The organism is Proteus myxofaciens ATCC 19692 (genome assembly GCF_001654855.1).
In the GTDB taxonomy this organism is placed as follows: domain Bacteria; phylum Pseudomonadota; class Gammaproteobacteria; order Enterobacterales; family Enterobacteriaceae; genus Proteus; species Proteus myxofaciens.
On sequence record NZ_LXEN01000024.1, the window covers coordinates 1 to 17,056 of the forward strand.

General features: G+C 33.6%; 14 protein-coding genes and 4 tRNA genes. 8 read left to right on the top strand and 10 right to left on the bottom strand.

Annotated elements, in window-relative coordinates:
• The first annotated feature begins 500 nt into the window (after window positions 1-500).
• Complete coding sequence (locus M983_RS02700; protein WP_066746651.1) at window positions 501-1,757, top strand: mechanosensitive ion channel family protein; 1,257 nt, start codon at window positions 501-503, stop codon at window positions 1,755-1,757.
• An 89-nt stretch (window positions 1,758-1,846) separates the two neighbouring features.
• Here M983_RS02700 and M983_RS02705 read toward each other — a convergent pair whose 3' ends face one another.
• Window positions 1,847-2,713 carry an aspartate/glutamate racemase family protein gene (locus tag M983_RS02705; protein WP_066746655.1) on the bottom strand — a complete coding sequence of 289 codons (867 nt, stop codon included), beginning with the start codon at window positions 2,711-2,713 and terminating at the stop codon, window positions 1,847-1,849.
• 458 nt (window positions 2,714-3,171) lie between these two features.
• On the opposite strand from M983_RS02705, the gene M983_RS02710 reads away from it, so the two are divergent.
• From M983_RS02710 to M983_RS02720, 3 genes are read left to right on the top strand one after another with little or no spacing between them, the layout of a single operon-like run.
• Window positions 3,172-5,610 carry a DMSO/selenate family reductase complex A subunit gene (locus tag M983_RS02710; RefSeq protein WP_157091913.1) on the top strand — a complete coding sequence of 813 codons (2,439 nt, stop codon included), beginning with the start codon at window positions 3,172-3,174 and terminating at the stop codon, window positions 5,608-5,610.
• Between the two features lie 11 nt (window positions 5,611-5,621).
• A complete protein-coding gene (locus M983_RS02715) occupies window positions 5,622-6,239 on the top strand; it encodes a DMSO/selenate family reductase complex B subunit (protein ID WP_066746660.1) in 618 nt (205 codons plus the stop codon).
• A gap of 3 nt (window positions 6,240-6,242) precedes the next feature.
• Window positions 6,243-7,019: a dimethyl sulfoxide reductase anchor subunit family protein gene (locus tag M983_RS02720; RefSeq protein ID WP_066746663.1), complete on the top strand. Its 777-nt coding sequence runs from the start codon at window positions 6,243-6,245 to the stop codon at window positions 7,017-7,019.
• 285 nt (window positions 7,020-7,304) lie between these two features.
• Here M983_RS02720 and M983_RS02725 read toward each other — a convergent pair whose 3' ends face one another.
• Window positions 7,305-7,847, bottom strand: a complete 543-nt coding sequence (locus M983_RS02725) for a DUF924 family protein (RefSeq protein ID WP_066746667.1) — start codon at window positions 7,845-7,847, stop codon at window positions 7,305-7,307.
• 684 nt (window positions 7,848-8,531) lie between these two features.
• Here M983_RS02725 and M983_RS02730 point away from each other — a divergent pair.
• Window positions 8,532-8,711: a GhoT/OrtT family toxin gene (locus tag M983_RS02730; RefSeq protein WP_066746671.1), complete on the top strand. Its 180-nt coding sequence runs from the start codon at window positions 8,532-8,534 to the stop codon at window positions 8,709-8,711.
• 174 nt (window positions 8,712-8,885) lie between these two features.
• Here the strand turns inward: M983_RS02730 and M983_RS02735 are convergent, their stop codons facing one another.
• The 3 genes from M983_RS02735 to M983_RS17345 all read right to left on the bottom strand — a co-directional run bounded on the left by M983_RS02735 (window position 8,886) and on the right by M983_RS17345 (window position 10,147).
• Window positions 8,886-9,353: a lysis system i-spanin subunit Rz gene (locus tag M983_RS02735; RefSeq protein ID WP_066746674.1), complete on the bottom strand. Its 468-nt coding sequence runs from the start codon at window positions 9,351-9,353 to the stop codon at window positions 8,886-8,888.
• Window positions 9,350-9,754: a structural protein gene (locus tag M983_RS02740; protein ID WP_066746677.1), complete on the bottom strand. Its 405-nt coding sequence runs from the start codon at window positions 9,752-9,754 to the stop codon at window positions 9,350-9,352. The genes M983_RS02735 and M983_RS02740 overlap by 4 nt, the downstream gene beginning before the upstream one ends.
• A 222-nt stretch (window positions 9,755-9,976) precedes the next feature.
• The gene (locus M983_RS17345; protein WP_157091914.1) at window positions 9,977-10,147 is read right to left on the bottom strand and encodes a hypothetical protein; all 171 of its coding nucleotides are present in this window, start codon (window positions 10,145-10,147) and stop codon (window positions 9,977-9,979) included.
• A gap of 169 nt (window positions 10,148-10,316) precedes the next feature.
• Here M983_RS17345 and M983_RS02745 point away from each other — a divergent pair, with 169 nt between their 5' ends.
• The gene (locus M983_RS02745; RefSeq protein ID WP_066746680.1) at window positions 10,317-11,054 is read left to right on the top strand and encodes a S24 family peptidase; all 738 of its coding nucleotides are present in this window, start codon (window positions 10,317-10,319) and stop codon (window positions 11,052-11,054) included.
• Window positions 11,055-11,209: 155 nt separating this feature from the next.
• On the opposite strand, the gene M983_RS02750 is transcribed toward M983_RS02745, so the two are convergent.
• From M983_RS02750 to M983_RS02765, 4 genes are all read right to left on the bottom strand, one after another.
• Window positions 11,210-11,285 (bottom strand) — tRNA-Thr (locus M983_RS02750).
• Window positions 11,286-11,291: 6 nt separating this feature from the next.
• Window positions 11,292-11,379 (bottom strand) — tRNA-Ser (locus tag M983_RS02755).
• A gap of 333 nt (window positions 11,380-11,712) precedes the next feature.
• Window positions 11,713-11,788 (bottom strand) — tRNA-Thr (locus M983_RS02760).
• 6 nt (window positions 11,789-11,794) lie between these two features.
• Window positions 11,795-11,882 (bottom strand) — tRNA-Ser (locus M983_RS02765).
• Window positions 11,883-12,081: 199 nt separating this feature from the next.
• Between M983_RS02765 and rcsD the strand changes: the two genes are divergently transcribed.
• A complete protein-coding gene (gene rcsD / locus M983_RS02770; RefSeq protein WP_066746682.1) occupies window positions 12,082-14,793 on the top strand; it encodes a phosphotransferase RcsD in 2,712 nt (903 codons plus the stop codon).
• A 2-nt stretch (window positions 14,794-14,795) separates the two neighbouring features.
• Entirely contained in the window at window positions 14,796-15,452 is a 657-nt protein-coding gene (gene rcsB / locus M983_RS02775; protein ID WP_066746684.1) for a response regulator transcription factor RcsB, read from the top strand.
• A gap of 311 nt (window positions 15,453-15,763) precedes the next feature.
• On the opposite strand, the gene M983_RS02780 is transcribed toward rcsB, so the two are convergent.
• The coding region (locus M983_RS02780; RefSeq protein WP_157091915.1) for a response regulator at window positions 15,764-17,056 on the bottom strand (1,293 nt) is incomplete at its 5' end.

Here is a 17,056-nt window from a genome sequence, read left to right on the forward strand (position 1 = left end):
AATTATTTAAAAAACAAGTAGATGAAAATAAAAAAGGAAGGTTTGAAGAATAGGATAATGCTAAAAATACCTTTTAAATAAAAAATAATTTAAATATTAAAAAATATTTGCATAAACTAATTGACTGTTTTCAAAAAATGATTAAAATCAATTCTAGAAAATATTTGTGATACACATCACATTTTATCAACAGGACAATTAACATGAAATCAATGACTTCTTTTATTGCTCAGTTACATCAGGTTGTTGTGCATTTATCTTCATCACGTTTACTGTAATTTATTGAATTACAAACAAACGTGAAACAAAGCCAAAAATAGTTTTTTCATAAAAATTTGCTATTTCTGGCTTTTTCTGTTTATTCTCTTCTTTATTAATATCTTAATTACTCCCTAATTTATCCCGCACGCATTTTTTGTAACATAAATTTCACTTAGTTAGACTAAACTTGATACCCTATACCTTTGAAATTAAATACACCTTTACTATGAGGATTAATTATGCAGCAGCAACTGCTAACATGGATTCGTCAATTCACTGAAGAATACGCTCAAATTACATCCCTTTTGCTCGTTCTACTCATTATCGTTATTGTCGCTGTTGTTCTTCATTTTATTTTGCACAAATTAGTGCTTCCTAAAATGGCTAAACTTTTTAGTAAGTTTGATAAAAAATGGCAAATATCCTTTGAAATAAAAAAATTACTCAGTCGTTTTGCTTTTTTAATTCAAGGTATTGTTGTTAATATTCAGGCATTGTTATGGATGGGGCCTGGAAAAATCCAAGAAATATTAACAACCTCAGCACAAGCATGGTGCTTGATTTTTGGTCTATTAATGATTTTCTCTGTAATGGATCTCTGTTTACAAGGAATGAGAAGCTCTTCTTCTTTAGGCCGTCTTCCATTAAAGGGAATTTTTCAAAGTTTAAAACTAGCAGCATCTGTCCTTATAGGGATAATGATTATTTCGCTGCTAATCGGTAAATCACCGCTAATTTTACTTAGTGGTTTAGGTGCCATGACAGCCGTATTAATGTTGGTCTTTAAAGATCCAATAATGGGGCTTGTTGCCGGTATTCAGTTATCTGCAAATAACATGATAACTTTAGGCGATTGGTTAGAAATGCCTAAATATGGTGCTGACGGTGCAGTTATTGATATTAGCTTAACAACCGTTAAAGTACGTAACTGGGATAATACAGTTACTACTATCCCTACCTATGCACTTATTTCTGATTCTTTTAAAAACTGGCAAGAAATGACGAATTCAGGTGGGCGACGAATTAAGCGTAGCCTCTCTGTGGATATCACAAGTATTCATTTTTTAAGTCAACAACAACAAGAAGATTTAGAAAAAGCTCAGCTATTAGAGCCTTATATTAAGAATAAAGCCGATGAAATTAAACATTTTAATGCAGAATTAAGTGAAGATAGTAAAGTACCATTAAATCAACGAGGCATGACAAATGTGGGAACATTTCGGGCTTATGTCGAGGCCTATTTGAAAAATCATCCAAATATCCATAAGCAAATGACAATTATGGTAAGACAATTAGCACCAACAAATGATGGATTGCCAATTGAAATCTACGCGTTTTCAAATACGACAGCATGGGTTCAATATGAAGCCATTCAATCAGATATTTTTGATCATATTTTTGCGATCTTGCCACAATTTGGCTTAAGAGTGCATCAATCACCAACAGGAAATGATGTAAGGTCAATTAAATTGCCTGTCGAAAATAGCGTACATTAGTTTACTCATTATCAATAAGAAAGAAGATAAGCTTTTGTTCTTATTATTACACTAAGGCGGGGATTTCCCGCCTTTTTATTTTTATTAACTTATGGCTTGTTCGCTAAAAAATCTGCAAGTTCTGGCGATAAATTTTTACTTCCCATAGAAGGTGATGGCGTTTGGTGACTTCGATTAGGCTGAGGAACATATTTTGCGAGCGTAAGTGCCGTTGAAATCGTCACGGCTAGATTATCAATCAGTGGCACACTGACTCTATCATGAATAATCGCTGGGAAACCGGCTAGTGCAGCCCCTCCTAAAATAACACATGAAGCACCATCTTTTTGTGCACAGGTTTCGCTTAATTCGACTATCATGTCATAGGCTTTATCAGGATTTTCAACAATTTCAGCTCCTGTCATTGAAACGGTTCTCACAGAAGCAAGTCGGCTTGCTAACCCAAAGTTCTCAACTTGTTTTTCTAATATTGGCTTCCACTTTTCACCACCAGATAAAATTGAAAATTTACGTCCAAATAATAAAGCAGTAGAAAGAGAGGCTTCAAGAAGACCAATGACAGGGAAAGGTACCATTTCTTGCAAGATTGCGGCTTCACCACATCCAAAACCTGCAATAATTGCCGCATCAAATTGAGCATCATTTTTAATTTGTTTTGCCATCATATCAATGAGTGAATGCATCGCGATACCAATTGCGACTTCACTACCGATATAGTCAGGCCCAAAATCAGAGGTTAACCCAACCACTTCAACATTATCACCCGCGGCTTTAATCGTTTCTGAAACAATAAGTTGAGTAAATTTATTTGAAGTATTCGGATTAAGTACTAATAAACGTAGTTTTTTCTTTGCACTCTCTATCAGAGGATCACTAGAAGCTATTGCTTTTTGCGTAATCGCCATTGTGGCTAAAGCAGAAGAACCTAGTATAAAATTTCTACGACTACTGTTCATTTCAACTGTCCTTATCGGTTATTAAGTAGGGTGTGGTTTGTTATTCATGTACTTAAGTATTATTGATTAGTTGCTAAATAGGAAAAAATATTGATTTTTTTGTCGAATTTTTACGGCAACCTGAAAAAGTAAGCTTATTTTCAATGTTTGTTCTAATTTAATTTCACTAATTTCAACAAGTTCTATTTTATTACATTATTAACAATCTTGTTTTTTACATAATAACTTTATTATCGATGTGTAATTTTTTATATTTCGATTGATTGATAAACTCTATTTGATTAACATTTTTTTACTACTTAAGTGGTATTAACCCATAAATGTAACCAGTTGTTTAATAATTATTTTTTTAGATAACCTTATTAACATTTTTTAAATTGATATAAATCATTATAGGTATAAGGGTTATAACTTAACATAGTCATACAACTTTACTTGTTGTAAAAAATGTTAGGGTAATGTCAATGTCAAAAATTAAAAATAAAGCTTCTATTACTGAAATGAGCCGGCGTGGGTTCATTCAGTCAGCTGCCCTTCTTTCTGGCGCAGCCGCTGTAGCAGGATCGGTTTCATTACCTTTCGCTGTTAATGCTCAAACACCCCAGGGAATCCGTCCTGATGAGACGTCTGAAACCATCAAATACAGTGCATGTTTAGTAAACTGTGGTAGCCGTTGTCCTTTAAAAGTTCATGTAAAGGATGGCGTTATTCGTCGTATTTCTAATGAAACGATGTTTGATGACTCTACTTTTGGTTTACATCAAATTCGTCCATGTTTACGTGGTCGTTCTGTTCGTTGGAAAACGTATAATCCCGATCGTCTAAAATACCCGATGAAACGTGTTGGTAAACGTGGTGAAGGTAAATTTGAGCGTATCTCATGGGATGAAGCAACGTCTATCATTGCTGAAAAGCTAAATTACACTATCGAAAATTATGGTAATGAAGCGATTTATTACCAATACGGCACTGGTTCAACTGGCGCAAATTTACATGGTAGAACTGCCTGCAAACGTTTATTAAGCACCGTTGGTGGCTTCTTAAGCGATTACGGAACATACTCTTATTCACAATTAACCGGTATTGTTCCTTATGTTTATGGCGATATGTTGGAATCACTGTTAACAGAGATTGAAAATTCTGACTTAGTGGTGATGTTTGGTCATAACCTCGCTGAGACTCGTATGTCTGGTGGTGGTCAATTCTATGAAACGCTTAATGCTCTTGATAAGAGTAAAAGTAAAGTTATCATCATTGACCCTCGTCGCACTGACAGTGTGACTACATTAGGCGCAGAGTGGATACCTATTTATCCTGGTACTGATGCTGCATTAGTTGCTGCATTAGGTTATGTCATGATCCAAGAAGGTCTGACTGATGAAGATTTCTTACGTGAATATTGCGTAGGTTGGGATAAACAAACACTCCCTGAATCAGCACCTGAAAATGGATCTTATAAAGATTATATTTTAGGTAATGGTCCTGATGGTATTGCAAAAACACCAGAATGGGCAAGTAAGCTGACGGGCATCTCTGTTGCTCGTATTATTCAATTAGCACGTGAAATTGGCAATGCTAGAGCCGCTTGGATATCTCAAGGCTGGGGGATTCAACGTACCAGTAATGGAGAACAAGCTTGTCGTTCTATCATGATGCTACCGTTGATGTCAGGTAATATCGGTCGTCCTGGTACAAATACAGGTTGTTGGGGGGGCAGTATTGAATACCCTGTTGCAAGTTTTGCAATTCCTAATCCTGTTAAAACGTTAATTCCAACCTTTATGTGGTCTGAAGCTGTTGCTCGTGGTGAAGAACTTACAAGCAAAAATGCGGGTGTACGTAATAAAGATAAATTGGATACCAGCATTAAATTCTTATGGTGCTATTCCAGTAATGTTATTGGTAATCAGCATGCTGATTTAAATAAAACGCATGATTTACTGCAAGATGAATCTAAATGTGAGTTTATTTTAGTGTGGGATAACCACATGACACCATCAGCAAAATATGCGGATATTTTATTACCTGACGTAACAACTGTTGAAACTAACGATTTAATCAATAACTCTTACGCTAGTGGTGCTTATCACTATATGGTTCGCTTACAAAATGCCATTGAACCATTATGGGAAAATCGCCCTAATTATGATGTTTTAGCGGATATCGCTGAAAAAATGGGTGTAAGAGAGAAATTTACTGAAGGTCGTACTTACCAAGAATGGATAGAATTCTGCTATAACAAAGTCAAAGCAGATAATCCTGCTTTACCTTCTTTCGCAGAAACTAATGATATGGGTATTGTCGATCGTAAATTGCCAAGTCGCGATAAATACGTGGCATTAGAGGCATTCCGTCAAAATCCTACTGCAAATCCACTTAAAACTGCATCTGGTAAAATTGAGATTTACTCAGAAAAACTGATGCAAGATACCGATGGTTGGATATTACCAGAAGGCGATCGTATTCCTGCTATTCCTGAATATTGTAAGAATAATGAAGGTGTAGAAAACGTTAAATTAAAAGAGAAATTCCCTCTGCAAATGACGGGTTTCCACGATAAAGGACACGTTCATTCAACTTACTTTAATGTTGCAATGTTACGAGAAGCAATTCCTCATCAATTTTGGTTAAATCCTGTTGATGCACAAGAGCGTGGCTTAAAATCTGGTGATATTGCCGAAATTTATAACGAACGTGGTCGTTTAAATATTCTCGTTAAAGTGACAGATCGTGTATTACCTGGTGTGATTGCTGTACCGCAAGGTGCATGGCGTTCACTTGATACAACAGGTGTAGATAAAGGTGGATGTATTAATACCTTAACAAGCTGGCATCCATCGCCGTTTGCTAAAGGTAATCCACAACATACAAACCTTGTTGAAGTGAAACGTGCATAAGGAGTTAACTCATGAAGCAATATGGTTTTTATTTTGACTCCACTAAATGTACTGGCTGTAAAACGTGTCAAGTCAGTTGCAAGGATGAAAAAGATCTCGATTTAGGGCCTAAATTTCGTCGTGTTTATGAATATGGCGGCGGTAATTGGGCTAAACAAGACGGGATTTGGACACAAAATATCTATAGTTATTATTTATCTATTTCTTGTAATCACTGCTCTAATCCAACTTGTGTAGCGGGTTGTCCTACAGGTGCAATGCATAAACGAGAAGAAGATGGTTTAGTTGTTGTTAATCAAGATGTTTGTGTAGGATGTCGCTATTGTGAATTACGTTGCCCTTATGGCGCACCGCAATTTGACGAGAAGAAAAAAGTGATGTCTAAGTGTGATGGTTGTTATGAACGTGTCGCAAAAGGAATGAAACCCGTTTGTGTTGAGTCTTGCCCTCAACGAGCACTCGATTTTGACGACATTGAAGTGCTTAGAGCAAAACATGGTACTGAGTGTGGTATTGCACCAATGCCTGATCCTAACTTAACACATCCTAATATCGTTATTAAGGCACATAAAGAAGCAAAACCTTCTGGCGATAAAACGGGTTCAGTTCAAAATGCGGCGGAGGTATAAACCATGCATGAACTTCCTCTAGTCTTTTTTACTGTGTTAGGCGCCTCATCAGCAGGCTTATTTCTTATTGCTTATATCAGTAAAAAATTAGGTCAGATTGATGCTGCACAACTACGTAATGCCAATATCGTCGCGCTTATTTTTATATTAGTAGGCTTAGCGATTGGTGGATTACATGTTGGTCAACCATTACGTTTTTTCAATATGCTATTAGGTGTTGGCCGTTCTCCTATGAGTAACGAAGCTTTCCTAAGTGGTATATTCACCGGTTTTGCCTTTGTTACCGTGGCATTAACCATAATGAAGAAATGGAATGGCTTACGTGAAATTTGTAATCTATTTACCGTTATTTTTGGGTTAGCATTTGTATGGTCAATACCACAAGTTTATCACTTACCAACAATTGCTAACTGGAATACTGATTACACTACACTGCAATTTTGGATGACATTATTAGTTGGCGGTGGTGCGCTTGCACTAGCCACTGGCGCAAGACGTTTAGGTGCACTGTCATTTATCATTGGTGCTGTTATTACATTAGCTGCACGTTCTGGTTATGTAAGCTTCCTTGGCTTTACAGCACCAGAATTAGGCGCTGAACAATCTGTTTTCTGGGGCTTCCAATTAGCTGTATTAGCATTAGGTATTATGGTTGTTGGTTTTGCATCCCTAAAAACACAAGCTTCACGTATGACATTAGCAACATGTGCAGCCGCGATTATCCTAGCGGAATTATCAGGACGTATCGCATTTTATAATTTATGGCAAATTACCATGTAGTGTGGTTAATAAAACGATAATTTATAAATAAAATAAAAAGGACTGAATAAGTAAAATACTTATTCAGTCCTTATTTTGTTAACTAAATAATTCTGTGCATAAATATAAGAAGAAGTAGGCGCTTATTCAATATCAAGAGTTCTGTATATATTACAAATATCATTAATACAAATATCTCCTACTACCATTTTAGGATAATGAGGATCTGATGTAATATTTTGTTTTGTATTTTAGAGAATAAAAGCCTCAATATTGATTATCTATATTAAGACTTTTAATCTATGATTAGAAAGAGGAACCGGGTTGCTGTAAAAATTCAATTTCTTCTGGTGTCGATTCTCTACCTAGAATTTTATTACGGTGAGGAAAACGACCAAATTTATCAATAATCTCTTTATGTCTAAGCTCATATTCATACGTTTTTTCATCATTAAGCTGAGAAAACAGAGTGATAGCATCTTCATGAATTTTAGCAGATTCTGAGTGCATAAATGGCATTATCACAAATTTTCGTTTTGTTGGCGTTAATGCCAAATAATCAGGTAAACGACTTGCTTCTTGAGCTAAAACTAAAGCCATATTATCTTGAGCAAAGGCTTGTGGCGTGTCTCGCCAAATATTACGAGAAAATTGATCTAATATGATAATTTCACCCAAACGACCTTCAATGGTTTCTCGCCATGATGCAAGTTCACCACGGCTTGCACTAAGACATAAATCACCAAACCGACGTTGAATTTCATTATCAAACGTAGCATCTTTTTTAAACCACTGTTCAGGTGTGCATTCGTCAAACCAAAACGTAACAACAGGTTGATAAGGATTCATAAAAATCACCAAATGATCTATTAAATAATTAAAATAAGGTGTTAACCATGATGGATTAACCTACGCTATTCTCATCAGAATAGCACCTTAAAATCAGGATTTTTATAAAATATCTCGTTTGAAAGAAATTACATAAAAATAAATCCTCTTTCTGGTATGGAAAGAGGATTTAAGTTGCATCCTAGCAAATACTTAATTCCATTAAGCAATATTTTTTAGCTATCTTATCTGTAGAGTATTTATGAGAAATACACTTTTCCATTTCTGTAATCAATTAATTTTTAAGGATATTAAAAATTTGATAGTTAACATCATATATTTGGTACAGTTTTATTTTGCCCTAAAATAAATATAGAAGAAAGTTCAAAAAACAATCATATTAAACTAAAAAATAATACACACCATTTTATTGGGTACTCAACCAAAATAAGCAATATTACAATAATATTTGTTTAAATTAACACATAAAAATCAATATATTAAAAATATATTTTCAGTTATTGATGTCTACTTTGTGACTATCTGATTTTGCTCAAATGAAATAAATTTGAGAACAAAAATAAGACAATAGTGTAAAAAAAACACATTATTAGTGACATTTATGCAAAAATTTGCGCGCTTACCCTGTTTCTTTAACAAATTTCGAGTACAATCTTCACAATTTACTTACTGAATGAATTTGTTATGTCTACCATTGCTACTGTTGGAATTGGCTATCTTATTGGTGCCGCTGTATCTTTTATTATCACTTTCTTTTTAACGAAAGACCCCAGCCTTGCTATGCGACTATTAAGTGCATTTTTAATCGCTATAACATGGCCAATGAGCTTTCCTATGGCATTGATATTTTCTTTATTTAGCTGAGTTATATTGTTTTATAATAAAAAGAGGATCTTTTAGGCTATTCGTTTTAATTTAATATTTTTTATTTAAAATTATTATTATCTAAATAAATTAATTTTAAATAAAAAACACCCTGAACTTATAATTATATTCTAGGGTGTCTTTATAGCATTATTAATATTTCACTTTATTTTTTTAAAGTTTAAACTCATTTTTACTTAAACATTCTGTATTAATATAGTCTTGTAACCCTTGAATCATTTGTTTTGATAAGGCAATTCGTTCTCTGAGTAGCCAATAATTTCTGATAGCGGTGTCAGAAGCTCTGGCGGTGATTGCATCATCCACGCGGGTGGCGGAATTATCTGCGTTTTTTGGACATTTTGCGTTGATATACACCCGCTCAGGACTGCGCTCAGCAAGCAAACGTAACCTATCAATCTCATTTTTAGCATTGGTTATTTCCTGTATATGCTGATTATCCATTCGATTTAATTGTTCAACTCTATACTGATAATGACTATTTATTGCTACCTGTTGTGATAACTGATTATTCACCATTTGATTTTTTTTCTTAAGGCTTTTATTTTCTTTAACAAGCCATAACATAGCAATAAATAAAATAAAAATGATAAACATAATGATATTAGAAAAGTATTTCATAATAAATTCCATGCATTTTCAAATACTATTTTAGAATAAGGTTGATATCCTAACTCAACAGTAACAATAGCAATAACAAGCGGGATCATTTCTAGTTTTGATTTCGTATTAACAGGTTTATCTTTATGTATATTTATTTCTTTTTCAATCCTATCAATATAGCTATTTGTATTATTTTCATTAGCGGGTGCATAACGATTGATAATCATTGAAACTGTATTTAAGCCATGTTTGCTTTGATAGGTTTTTAATAGTTTATATATTGCTCTTATACCAAACTCAGGTGAAATAAATTGACAAAATTCTTTATCCGTTTGTAGTAGGGATAGCCCTTGCCAATTTGAACCGTGACGTAAATTACCTGGATTATTATTTCGCTCACCTCGTGCTATTTTTTTCATTTTATTATTCCTATTTTGACAAATTTATTAATAGTATTAAGCCTTGATACAACATAACTAATGGCGCACTTAGCGACCTCAAATACACTGGGACATTATTTAAGATAATTAAGTAAAGTTAAGAAGAGCATATTTAATAGCCGTATATATAAAACAAACGGTATTAGAACCCAATATGGTTTATTAAAATTATAAAGTACGTCTAATCGCTCATCATTTAGATTATGATGGCTTTTCATCGAGAATAGTACTTGCTCTACCCCTTTCTATTGCCAATCGTAATAAGCTCATTGAATCAGTTGTGGTGAGAGAATTTGCAATTTTAATTGCCAGTGTATTATTAAAAATAATACCTGTTGGTGAAAAATAGTTGAGATGATTTACCTGTCTCATCTGGTGTTCCTTTGATTTCCTATCATATTGCACTTTGATATCCTTATATGAGGCATATTAGTTGTACTTACTTCCAGTAAACTTAGTTAATATATATCACTTTAATTAACCATTGGTTAATGATATATTCAAATTAGAGATGACGTCAAGTGATACAGGAAATTAACCAATGGTTAAAAATGATAATAAAATAGCGTTTACAAAACGTCTTCAAGAAGCCTGTTTAGATGCTGGAGTCGCAGGAAGAGGACTAGGAAAAAGAATCATGGATGCACTCGCGAATCAAAGCATCAAAGTCAGTAGCCCTGCTGTATGGAAATGGCTAAATAGTGAAGCAATTCCTGAATCTAGTAATATTTTAGCACTCAGTCAGTGGCTTGATATTCGCCCTGAATGGCTAGAGTATGGGCGTGGTGCGAAAAGAAATGATGGCATATCAATCAATGAAATGACACTTGTCGAACAATGGGACATTAATACACCTATAGAGAGAGATGAGGTTGAAATTCCTTTTTATCCTTCTATTGAATTAGCAGCCGGCTATGGAAGCTGTGCTATTGATAATCAAAAGGCGAAACTATTGAGATTCTCTCGCTCTACGCTTAATCAATATGGCGTACAACCTAGTGAAGCTGTAGCATTTAAAGTGCATGGCGATAGCATGTCTCCTGTTATTCCTGATGGCTCTGTTGTCACTATTAGTACAGGGCATACTAAAATTGTTGATGGTGGGATTTATGCAATAGAACAAGGTGACTTGTTGAGGATTAAGATACTACATCGTCTACCAAATAATAAAATTATTATTCGTAGTTATAATTCTATTGATTATCCTGATGAAAGTTCAACATTTGAAGAAGTAAAAATATTAGGTCGTGTATTTAACTGGTCAGTGATGGGTTGGTAGTTTTTAATCAGTATACTTTTATTTTGCTATATTAATGATTCAACGTTGAAAATTGGTTAGCTTCTTTGGATTATTATATTTAGTTCAACTAAAAGGATAGTGAAGTTAATAAAAGAAAAAACCCGCTATCTTTTGCAAGATAACGGGTTCTTATATGGTGCCGGCTACCGGAGTCGAACTGGTGACCTACTGATTACAAGTCAGTTGCTCTACCAACTGAGCTAAGCCGGCTAATTCTGGCGGAAGGATAGAGATTCGAACTCTAGGATGGTTTCCCATCGGCGGTTTTCAAGACCGCTGCCTTCAGCCACTCGGCCATCCTTCCATAGCGCAGAATTATGCCCATATCTGTGGCCTCTGTCTAGTCCTGATGACGAAAAAAAGGAGTTTTATTGTCTGTTTGCTTAAACTTCGTTCTATTTCACATTAAAAACAGATAACGTATTAATATAGTGGCTAAATTTTAGCAATTTCTATGCATTTATATTGTTATTTTTCGTTATCAAAAAAAAGTAAAAAGAATAAAATTGAGAGAGTGAGTTTTGATGAAGATACAAAATATAAATCAAAAAATGCAGTTAAGGATAAAATAAATTGATCGGTTATAAATGCGGATACAAAAAACCCGCTATCTTTTGCAAGATAACGGGTTCTTATATGGTGCCGGCTACCGGAGTCGAACTGGTGACCTACTGATTACAAGTCAGTTGCTCTACCAACTGAGCTAAGCCGGCTAATTCTGGCGGAAGGATAGAGATTCGAACTCTAGGATGGTTTCCCATCGGCGGTTTTCAAGACCGCTGCCTTCAGCCACTCGGCCATCCTTCCATGGCGCAGAATTATGCCTATATCTGAGGCCTCTGTCTAGCTTTCAATGTAAAAAAAATGATTTTTTTGTTTATTTGCTCAAAGTTCATCCGAATATCCCTTTTAGAGTAATAACCTGCTAATATAATGGCTGGATAGTGATAGCGACTTATCTTATTTTCTTTTTATTCACATTGTTTCTTGAAGGCTCGCAAACTGAATGCGTATATCGAACCAACCAAAGCCGAACACATTGACTCGCCTTTATGCCTTATTTCTTCTTTTTCTGGCGATCTCACTTTTTCTATATGCATACAGTTATTTTGATACATGGTTAGAAAGCAAAAAAAGTGCGCTTAACAATACAACCTATCGTTTTGCTTTACAGGTTGAAGATTATCGTTATCACTCTAATCAATTATTTCAGCTTTCAAATAAAATTTCAGATACCAGTACATTCCCACCCCTTAAAATTAATCCAATAAAATTACGTGCTGATGTCTATTGGCTTGAAGGGCGAGAGCAAACCGTTGATACTATCGTCTTTGGTAAACCTAATGAACAAACGTTTCAATTAGCACAGCGTTTCGCCTCATCTCTCGAAATTCTTTGGGGTGTGCGTAATGATTACAACTCGCTTTATTACCTTAATGGTAAAGGTAATGATCTTATCTTAATCACAACTCATTCTGTGCTTAAACCTGAAATTCGTTATAAAGAAAGTTATTTAACTTTAACGGCTGAAAATAAGCGTTCTGAGCTTTTAATGCAATCAACCGCATTAGATGAAAAAGAAAGCCTTTCTCCTATTAGGAAAATGGCTACAGATAATATCTATTACTATACCTATCGAATAATGTTTAATGTACCAGGACAGCTAACCAGCGTTATTGCCTTCGATTTGCCAATAAATAATTTTTTACCTGCTGAATTGCAACCTCACTATTTAAGGTTACTTCCTACTGGGCAACAAACTATTTACGATAAAAATATCATTGAAGTCACAACCGATGGGACTTCACTTATTTTTTCACAGCCTATTGAAGGCATACCTTACTCTCTATCGTATGAGTATCCTCTAAAGTCAATTTTAGCTGAAATTGCCTATAAAAATGTCTGGTTACTCATTAGTTTGCTTGCATTTATCTCTGTTTCTATTTTTGGTCATATTTATATACGCAACAGATATGTTTCTCCTTATATCGCCATGACTCGTAATTTGCGTATAAAAGAAGAGATGACCAATGATATTATCTCTAATCTTCCTATCGGATTATTGGTATACAATTTTTCATCTAATCAAAAAATAATTTGTAACAGCCATGCGGAAAAGCTATTACCACATATTGATCTATCTAAAATCCGTCAAATGGCATCAGAGCATAACGGATTAATCCAAACTGCAATTAATAACGAAATTTATGAGATTAGAGCAAGCTCTAACAATAATATAGATAGTACTTCATTATTCATTTTTCTGAATAAAGACAATGAAGCTCTTATCAATAAAAAACTGCAATTAGCACAACAAGAATATGAAAAGAACACCATTGCGAGACGTAAAATCTTATCTAATATGTCATCAGAGTTAATGCGACCTATCAAAGATATTAATGAAATGGTATATCAATTTAGAGAACTACTACCTGATAATATCCATCGACAATTGCTTAGCCGACTTTTAGAAAAAACAAACTATATTTCTGAGTGGATAGAAAATATTATTCTAATTAATAAGTTAGAAAGTCAAGAATGGAAAGTTCATAATGATGAATTTGAATTATCCACTCTGGTTGAATCTATCCTATTAACAGCAACTCCATTTATGACCAGAAAAGGATTAACGCTTTATTTTCATAATAATATAAGGCCTGGTTTACTTTTAATTAATGATGGCCCTGCATTAAGTAAGATTATTTTATCATTGATTAATTATGCCATAAGCACGACTAACTATGGAAAAATTACGGTAAACTTAAATCTAGTTCAGAATAAAGATAAAAACGAAGAAATAGTGATTGATATTATTGATAGTGGCAGTGGGTTAACGCAACAAGATATTGCCAATATAAAATATCCATTTATTGGTCAAGCAATTGGTGATAAATATTATTCTAACTCAGGTATTATCTTTTATTTATGCCACCTACTCTGTAACAAAATTGAAGGTAAGTTAATAATTAAAAGCCAAGAAGGGATAGGCTCACACTTTCAAATCATACTGCCATACCAGCATATAGATACACAAGAGCGCCAATTTAACATTCTATTAGAAGGAATAAATGCAAAACTTGAGATAAAAAATCCTGAAATAGGAAAAATCATTCGCCAACAGCTTGATAAATATGGTGCAAATTACTTTGATAAAAATAAAGAGAATCTTTATTCTGAATACGATATCATACTTAAAGATACTCTGGATGATAATCCCAGTTCAGCAACAATATTATTAGTAAGTTCTATTGTTGGATTCGAAAAAATATCGAAAGATTTAATAAAATGTAACTTTAACTTCGGTGATGCCTTAATAGAAGCGATTACTTATTTGATTGAAGAAAATGAGCCATTTCCTCTAGAAGATAATCAAGATTATATTTTAAATAAAAATAATAACCTTGATAATCACGAAGTAATTTTTAATAATTATAGACAGAAGTTGAATAGTAGTGATTATAAGGAGTTATTTATCAGTACTGTTCCAATTGATGTTGAAAAGCTACATATAGAAGCAATAAATAAAGACTTTCATTCTCTAGCGCAGACGGCTCATCGTCTAAAAGGGGTTTTTGCCATGTTAGATTTAGAGTATCTCAAAGAGAACTGTGAATATTTAGAGCGTGACATAAAAAATCATAATGAATTAGAGATTAAAGAACGTATCACTCAACTGGATAAATGGATACAACAGTTGCTGCAGCAAGGTAACAATTAAACATGAATAACCTTAATATTATTATTGCCGATGATCATCCAATTGTTTTATTCGGTATTCGAAAATCTTTAGAACAAATAGAGTGGGTAAATGTTGTTGGTGAGTTTGAAGATTCAACCTCTCTTATCAATAACTTATCTAAGCTAAATGCAGATGCACTAATCACTGACTTATCTATGCCCGGTGATAAATATGGTGATGGTATTACATTGATTAAGTATATAAAAAGACACTATCCAAATCTGTCTATTATTGTACTAACAATGAATAATAACCCTGCTATCTTAAGTGCTGTGCTTGACCTTGAAATTGAAGGCATCGTACTTAAGCAAGGCGCACCGACAGACTTACCTAAAGCATTAGCATCACTTCAAAAAGGCAAGAAATTTATGCCTGAAAGCGTTGCGAAACTACTTGAGAAAGTAAATGCAAATGGGTATGGCGACAAGCGTTTATCGCCTAAAGAAAGTGAAGTGCTAAGACTATTTGCTGAAGGTTTTTTAGTTACAGAAATTGCCAAAAAACTTAATCGTAGTATTAAAACGATTAGTAGCCAGAAAAAATCTGCAATGATGAAACTAGGTGTTGATAACGATATCGCCCTTCTTAACTACTTATCATCAGTAACTATAGATAAGGAATTAAATCGACTAGATTAATCTTTGTCGATTCATCTATGCAATAATTATAAAATCAGGAAGCTCGTATCAATTAAGAGAGCTTCTCTGCTTTTTATAATCTGAATATTAACCTTCTACTTATGGTTAAATTATATTATTTAGCTTGCTTCCTATCGTAATCTATCATAGTTAGTTATCTTAATATTATTACGCTTATATAGATTATTAAGTATCCAATTAATGACCTTTTCAATTATCACTTATTAAAAATGAAAATGAGTTATGATGAAATAAAAAAAAGAACAATAATTGACCCATTTTTATTATTATTTAAAGTAATTATTTTCTATTTATTTTATTGTTATATTATTTAATAATATATCTTTTAATATATTTATAGAGACCGGTTTCGATACACAATCATTCATTCCAGCACTAATGCAACGTTGTTTTTCTTCTGCTATCGCATTTGCTGTCACACCAATAATCGGTATTAACAGCCCCATTTCTCTCACTTTTGTTGCCAATTGATAGCCATTCATATTAGGCATATTCACATCAGTCAAGATAATATCAATATGATTATTCGCCATAAATTTAAGTGCATCACAACCATCCTCTGCTGTCGCAGTACTAAAACCAATTTTATTTAATTGATCAGTCAACAGTAATCGATTTATCGGATGATCATCAACAATAAGAACAATGAGCGATTGTAAGCTATCATCTTTATCAAATCCTTTTATTTTTCCACTCGCTAATTCAGGCATTTTTTGTGGAAGTTGGAGCAAAATGTTAGTGAGCTCATTGAGTTTATAAGCACTACATATCCATGTATTGTCAGTTATTTTTTTTGCTGGCTCTAAATAGTGTTCATTAATACGAATATATTGGCAATGTTGATATCTCTCACCATCATAGTCTGTGATAATAAAATCTTGTTCAGAAAGTTGTACATTTTCTGTTAGAAATTGACAGTTTAAGCCGAAATAACATAGATAGCGTTTGATAAATTTCTCTAAGTAGAGATTTTTTATCTCAACAAAACAGCGAATAGGATTATCTTTATAAATATTCTTTTTAGAATGGTGCTCATTATCTTCTAATATACCGTATAGCGGTATTCGAATTGTAAAGCGACTCCCAACACCTTCTTGAGAAACAACACTGATATCACCGTCCATTAAATTAATAAGCTTCTCACAAATCGCTAATCCTAACCCTGTTCCTTCTGATGCACATTCCGTATTTTGTGATACTTGAAAGAAAGGCTCAAATAATTCATATAAGGCTTTTTCACTAATTCCACGGCCTGTATCATGAATATCAAAATAGAGATAACAGTCATCTTTATAAAGATGCAATGTAATACAACCTGTTGTTGTAAATTTAATACTGTTATTTAATAAATTTGAAATAACTTGCTGTACACGAACAGGATCGCTATTCACAATTTTAGGAACGTCAGGTTCAATAAAGCAGTAAATACCTAACTCTTTTTTGGCGATTAAAGGTAAATAGTTAGAAATGACAAAAGAGACAACTTGGCGACAATTAAACGGTTTAGCATCTATTTTAAGTTGTTTGGATTCAATTTTTGAGAAATCTAAAATATCACTAATAATCTTAAGTAATAATGAAGA

Coding starts and splice junctions, on each gene's coding strand:
- M983_RS02700 (WP_066746651.1), top strand. CDS start 501: ATGCAGCAGCAACTGCTAACATGGATTCGTCAATTCACTGAAGAATAC.
- M983_RS02705 (WP_066746655.1), bottom strand. CDS start 2,713: ATGAACAGTAGTCGTAGAAATTTTATACTAGGTTCTTCTGCTTTAGCC.
- M983_RS02710 (WP_157091913.1), top strand. CDS start 3,172: ATGTCAATGTCAAAAATTAAAAATAAAGCTTCTATTACTGAAATGAGC.
- M983_RS02715 (WP_066746660.1), top strand. CDS start 5,622: ATGAAGCAATATGGTTTTTATTTTGACTCCACTAAATGTACTGGCTGT.
- M983_RS02720 (WP_066746663.1), top strand. CDS start 6,243: ATGCATGAACTTCCTCTAGTCTTTTTTACTGTGTTAGGCGCCTCATCA.
- M983_RS02725 (WP_066746667.1), bottom strand. CDS start 7,847: ATGAATCCTTATCAACCTGTTGTTACGTTTTGGTTTGACGAATGCACA.
- M983_RS02730 (WP_066746671.1), top strand. CDS start 8,532: ATGTCTACCATTGCTACTGTTGGAATTGGCTATCTTATTGGTGCCGCT.
- M983_RS02735 (WP_066746674.1), bottom strand. CDS start 9,353: ATGAAATACTTTTCTAATATCATTATGTTTATCATTTTTATTTTATTT.
- M983_RS02740 (WP_066746677.1), bottom strand. CDS start 9,754: ATGAAAAAAATAGCACGAGGTGAGCGAAATAATAATCCAGGTAATTTA.
- M983_RS17345 (WP_157091914.1), bottom strand. CDS start 10,147: ATGAGACAGGTAAATCATCTCAACTATTTTTCACCAACAGGTATTATT.
- M983_RS02745 (WP_066746680.1), top strand. CDS start 10,317: ATGGTTAAAAATGATAATAAAATAGCGTTTACAAAACGTCTTCAAGAA.
- rcsD (WP_066746682.1), top strand. CDS start 12,082: ATGCGTATATCGAACCAACCAAAGCCGAACACATTGACTCGCCTTTAT.
- rcsB (WP_066746684.1), top strand. CDS start 14,796: ATGAATAACCTTAATATTATTATTGCCGATGATCATCCAATTGTTTTA.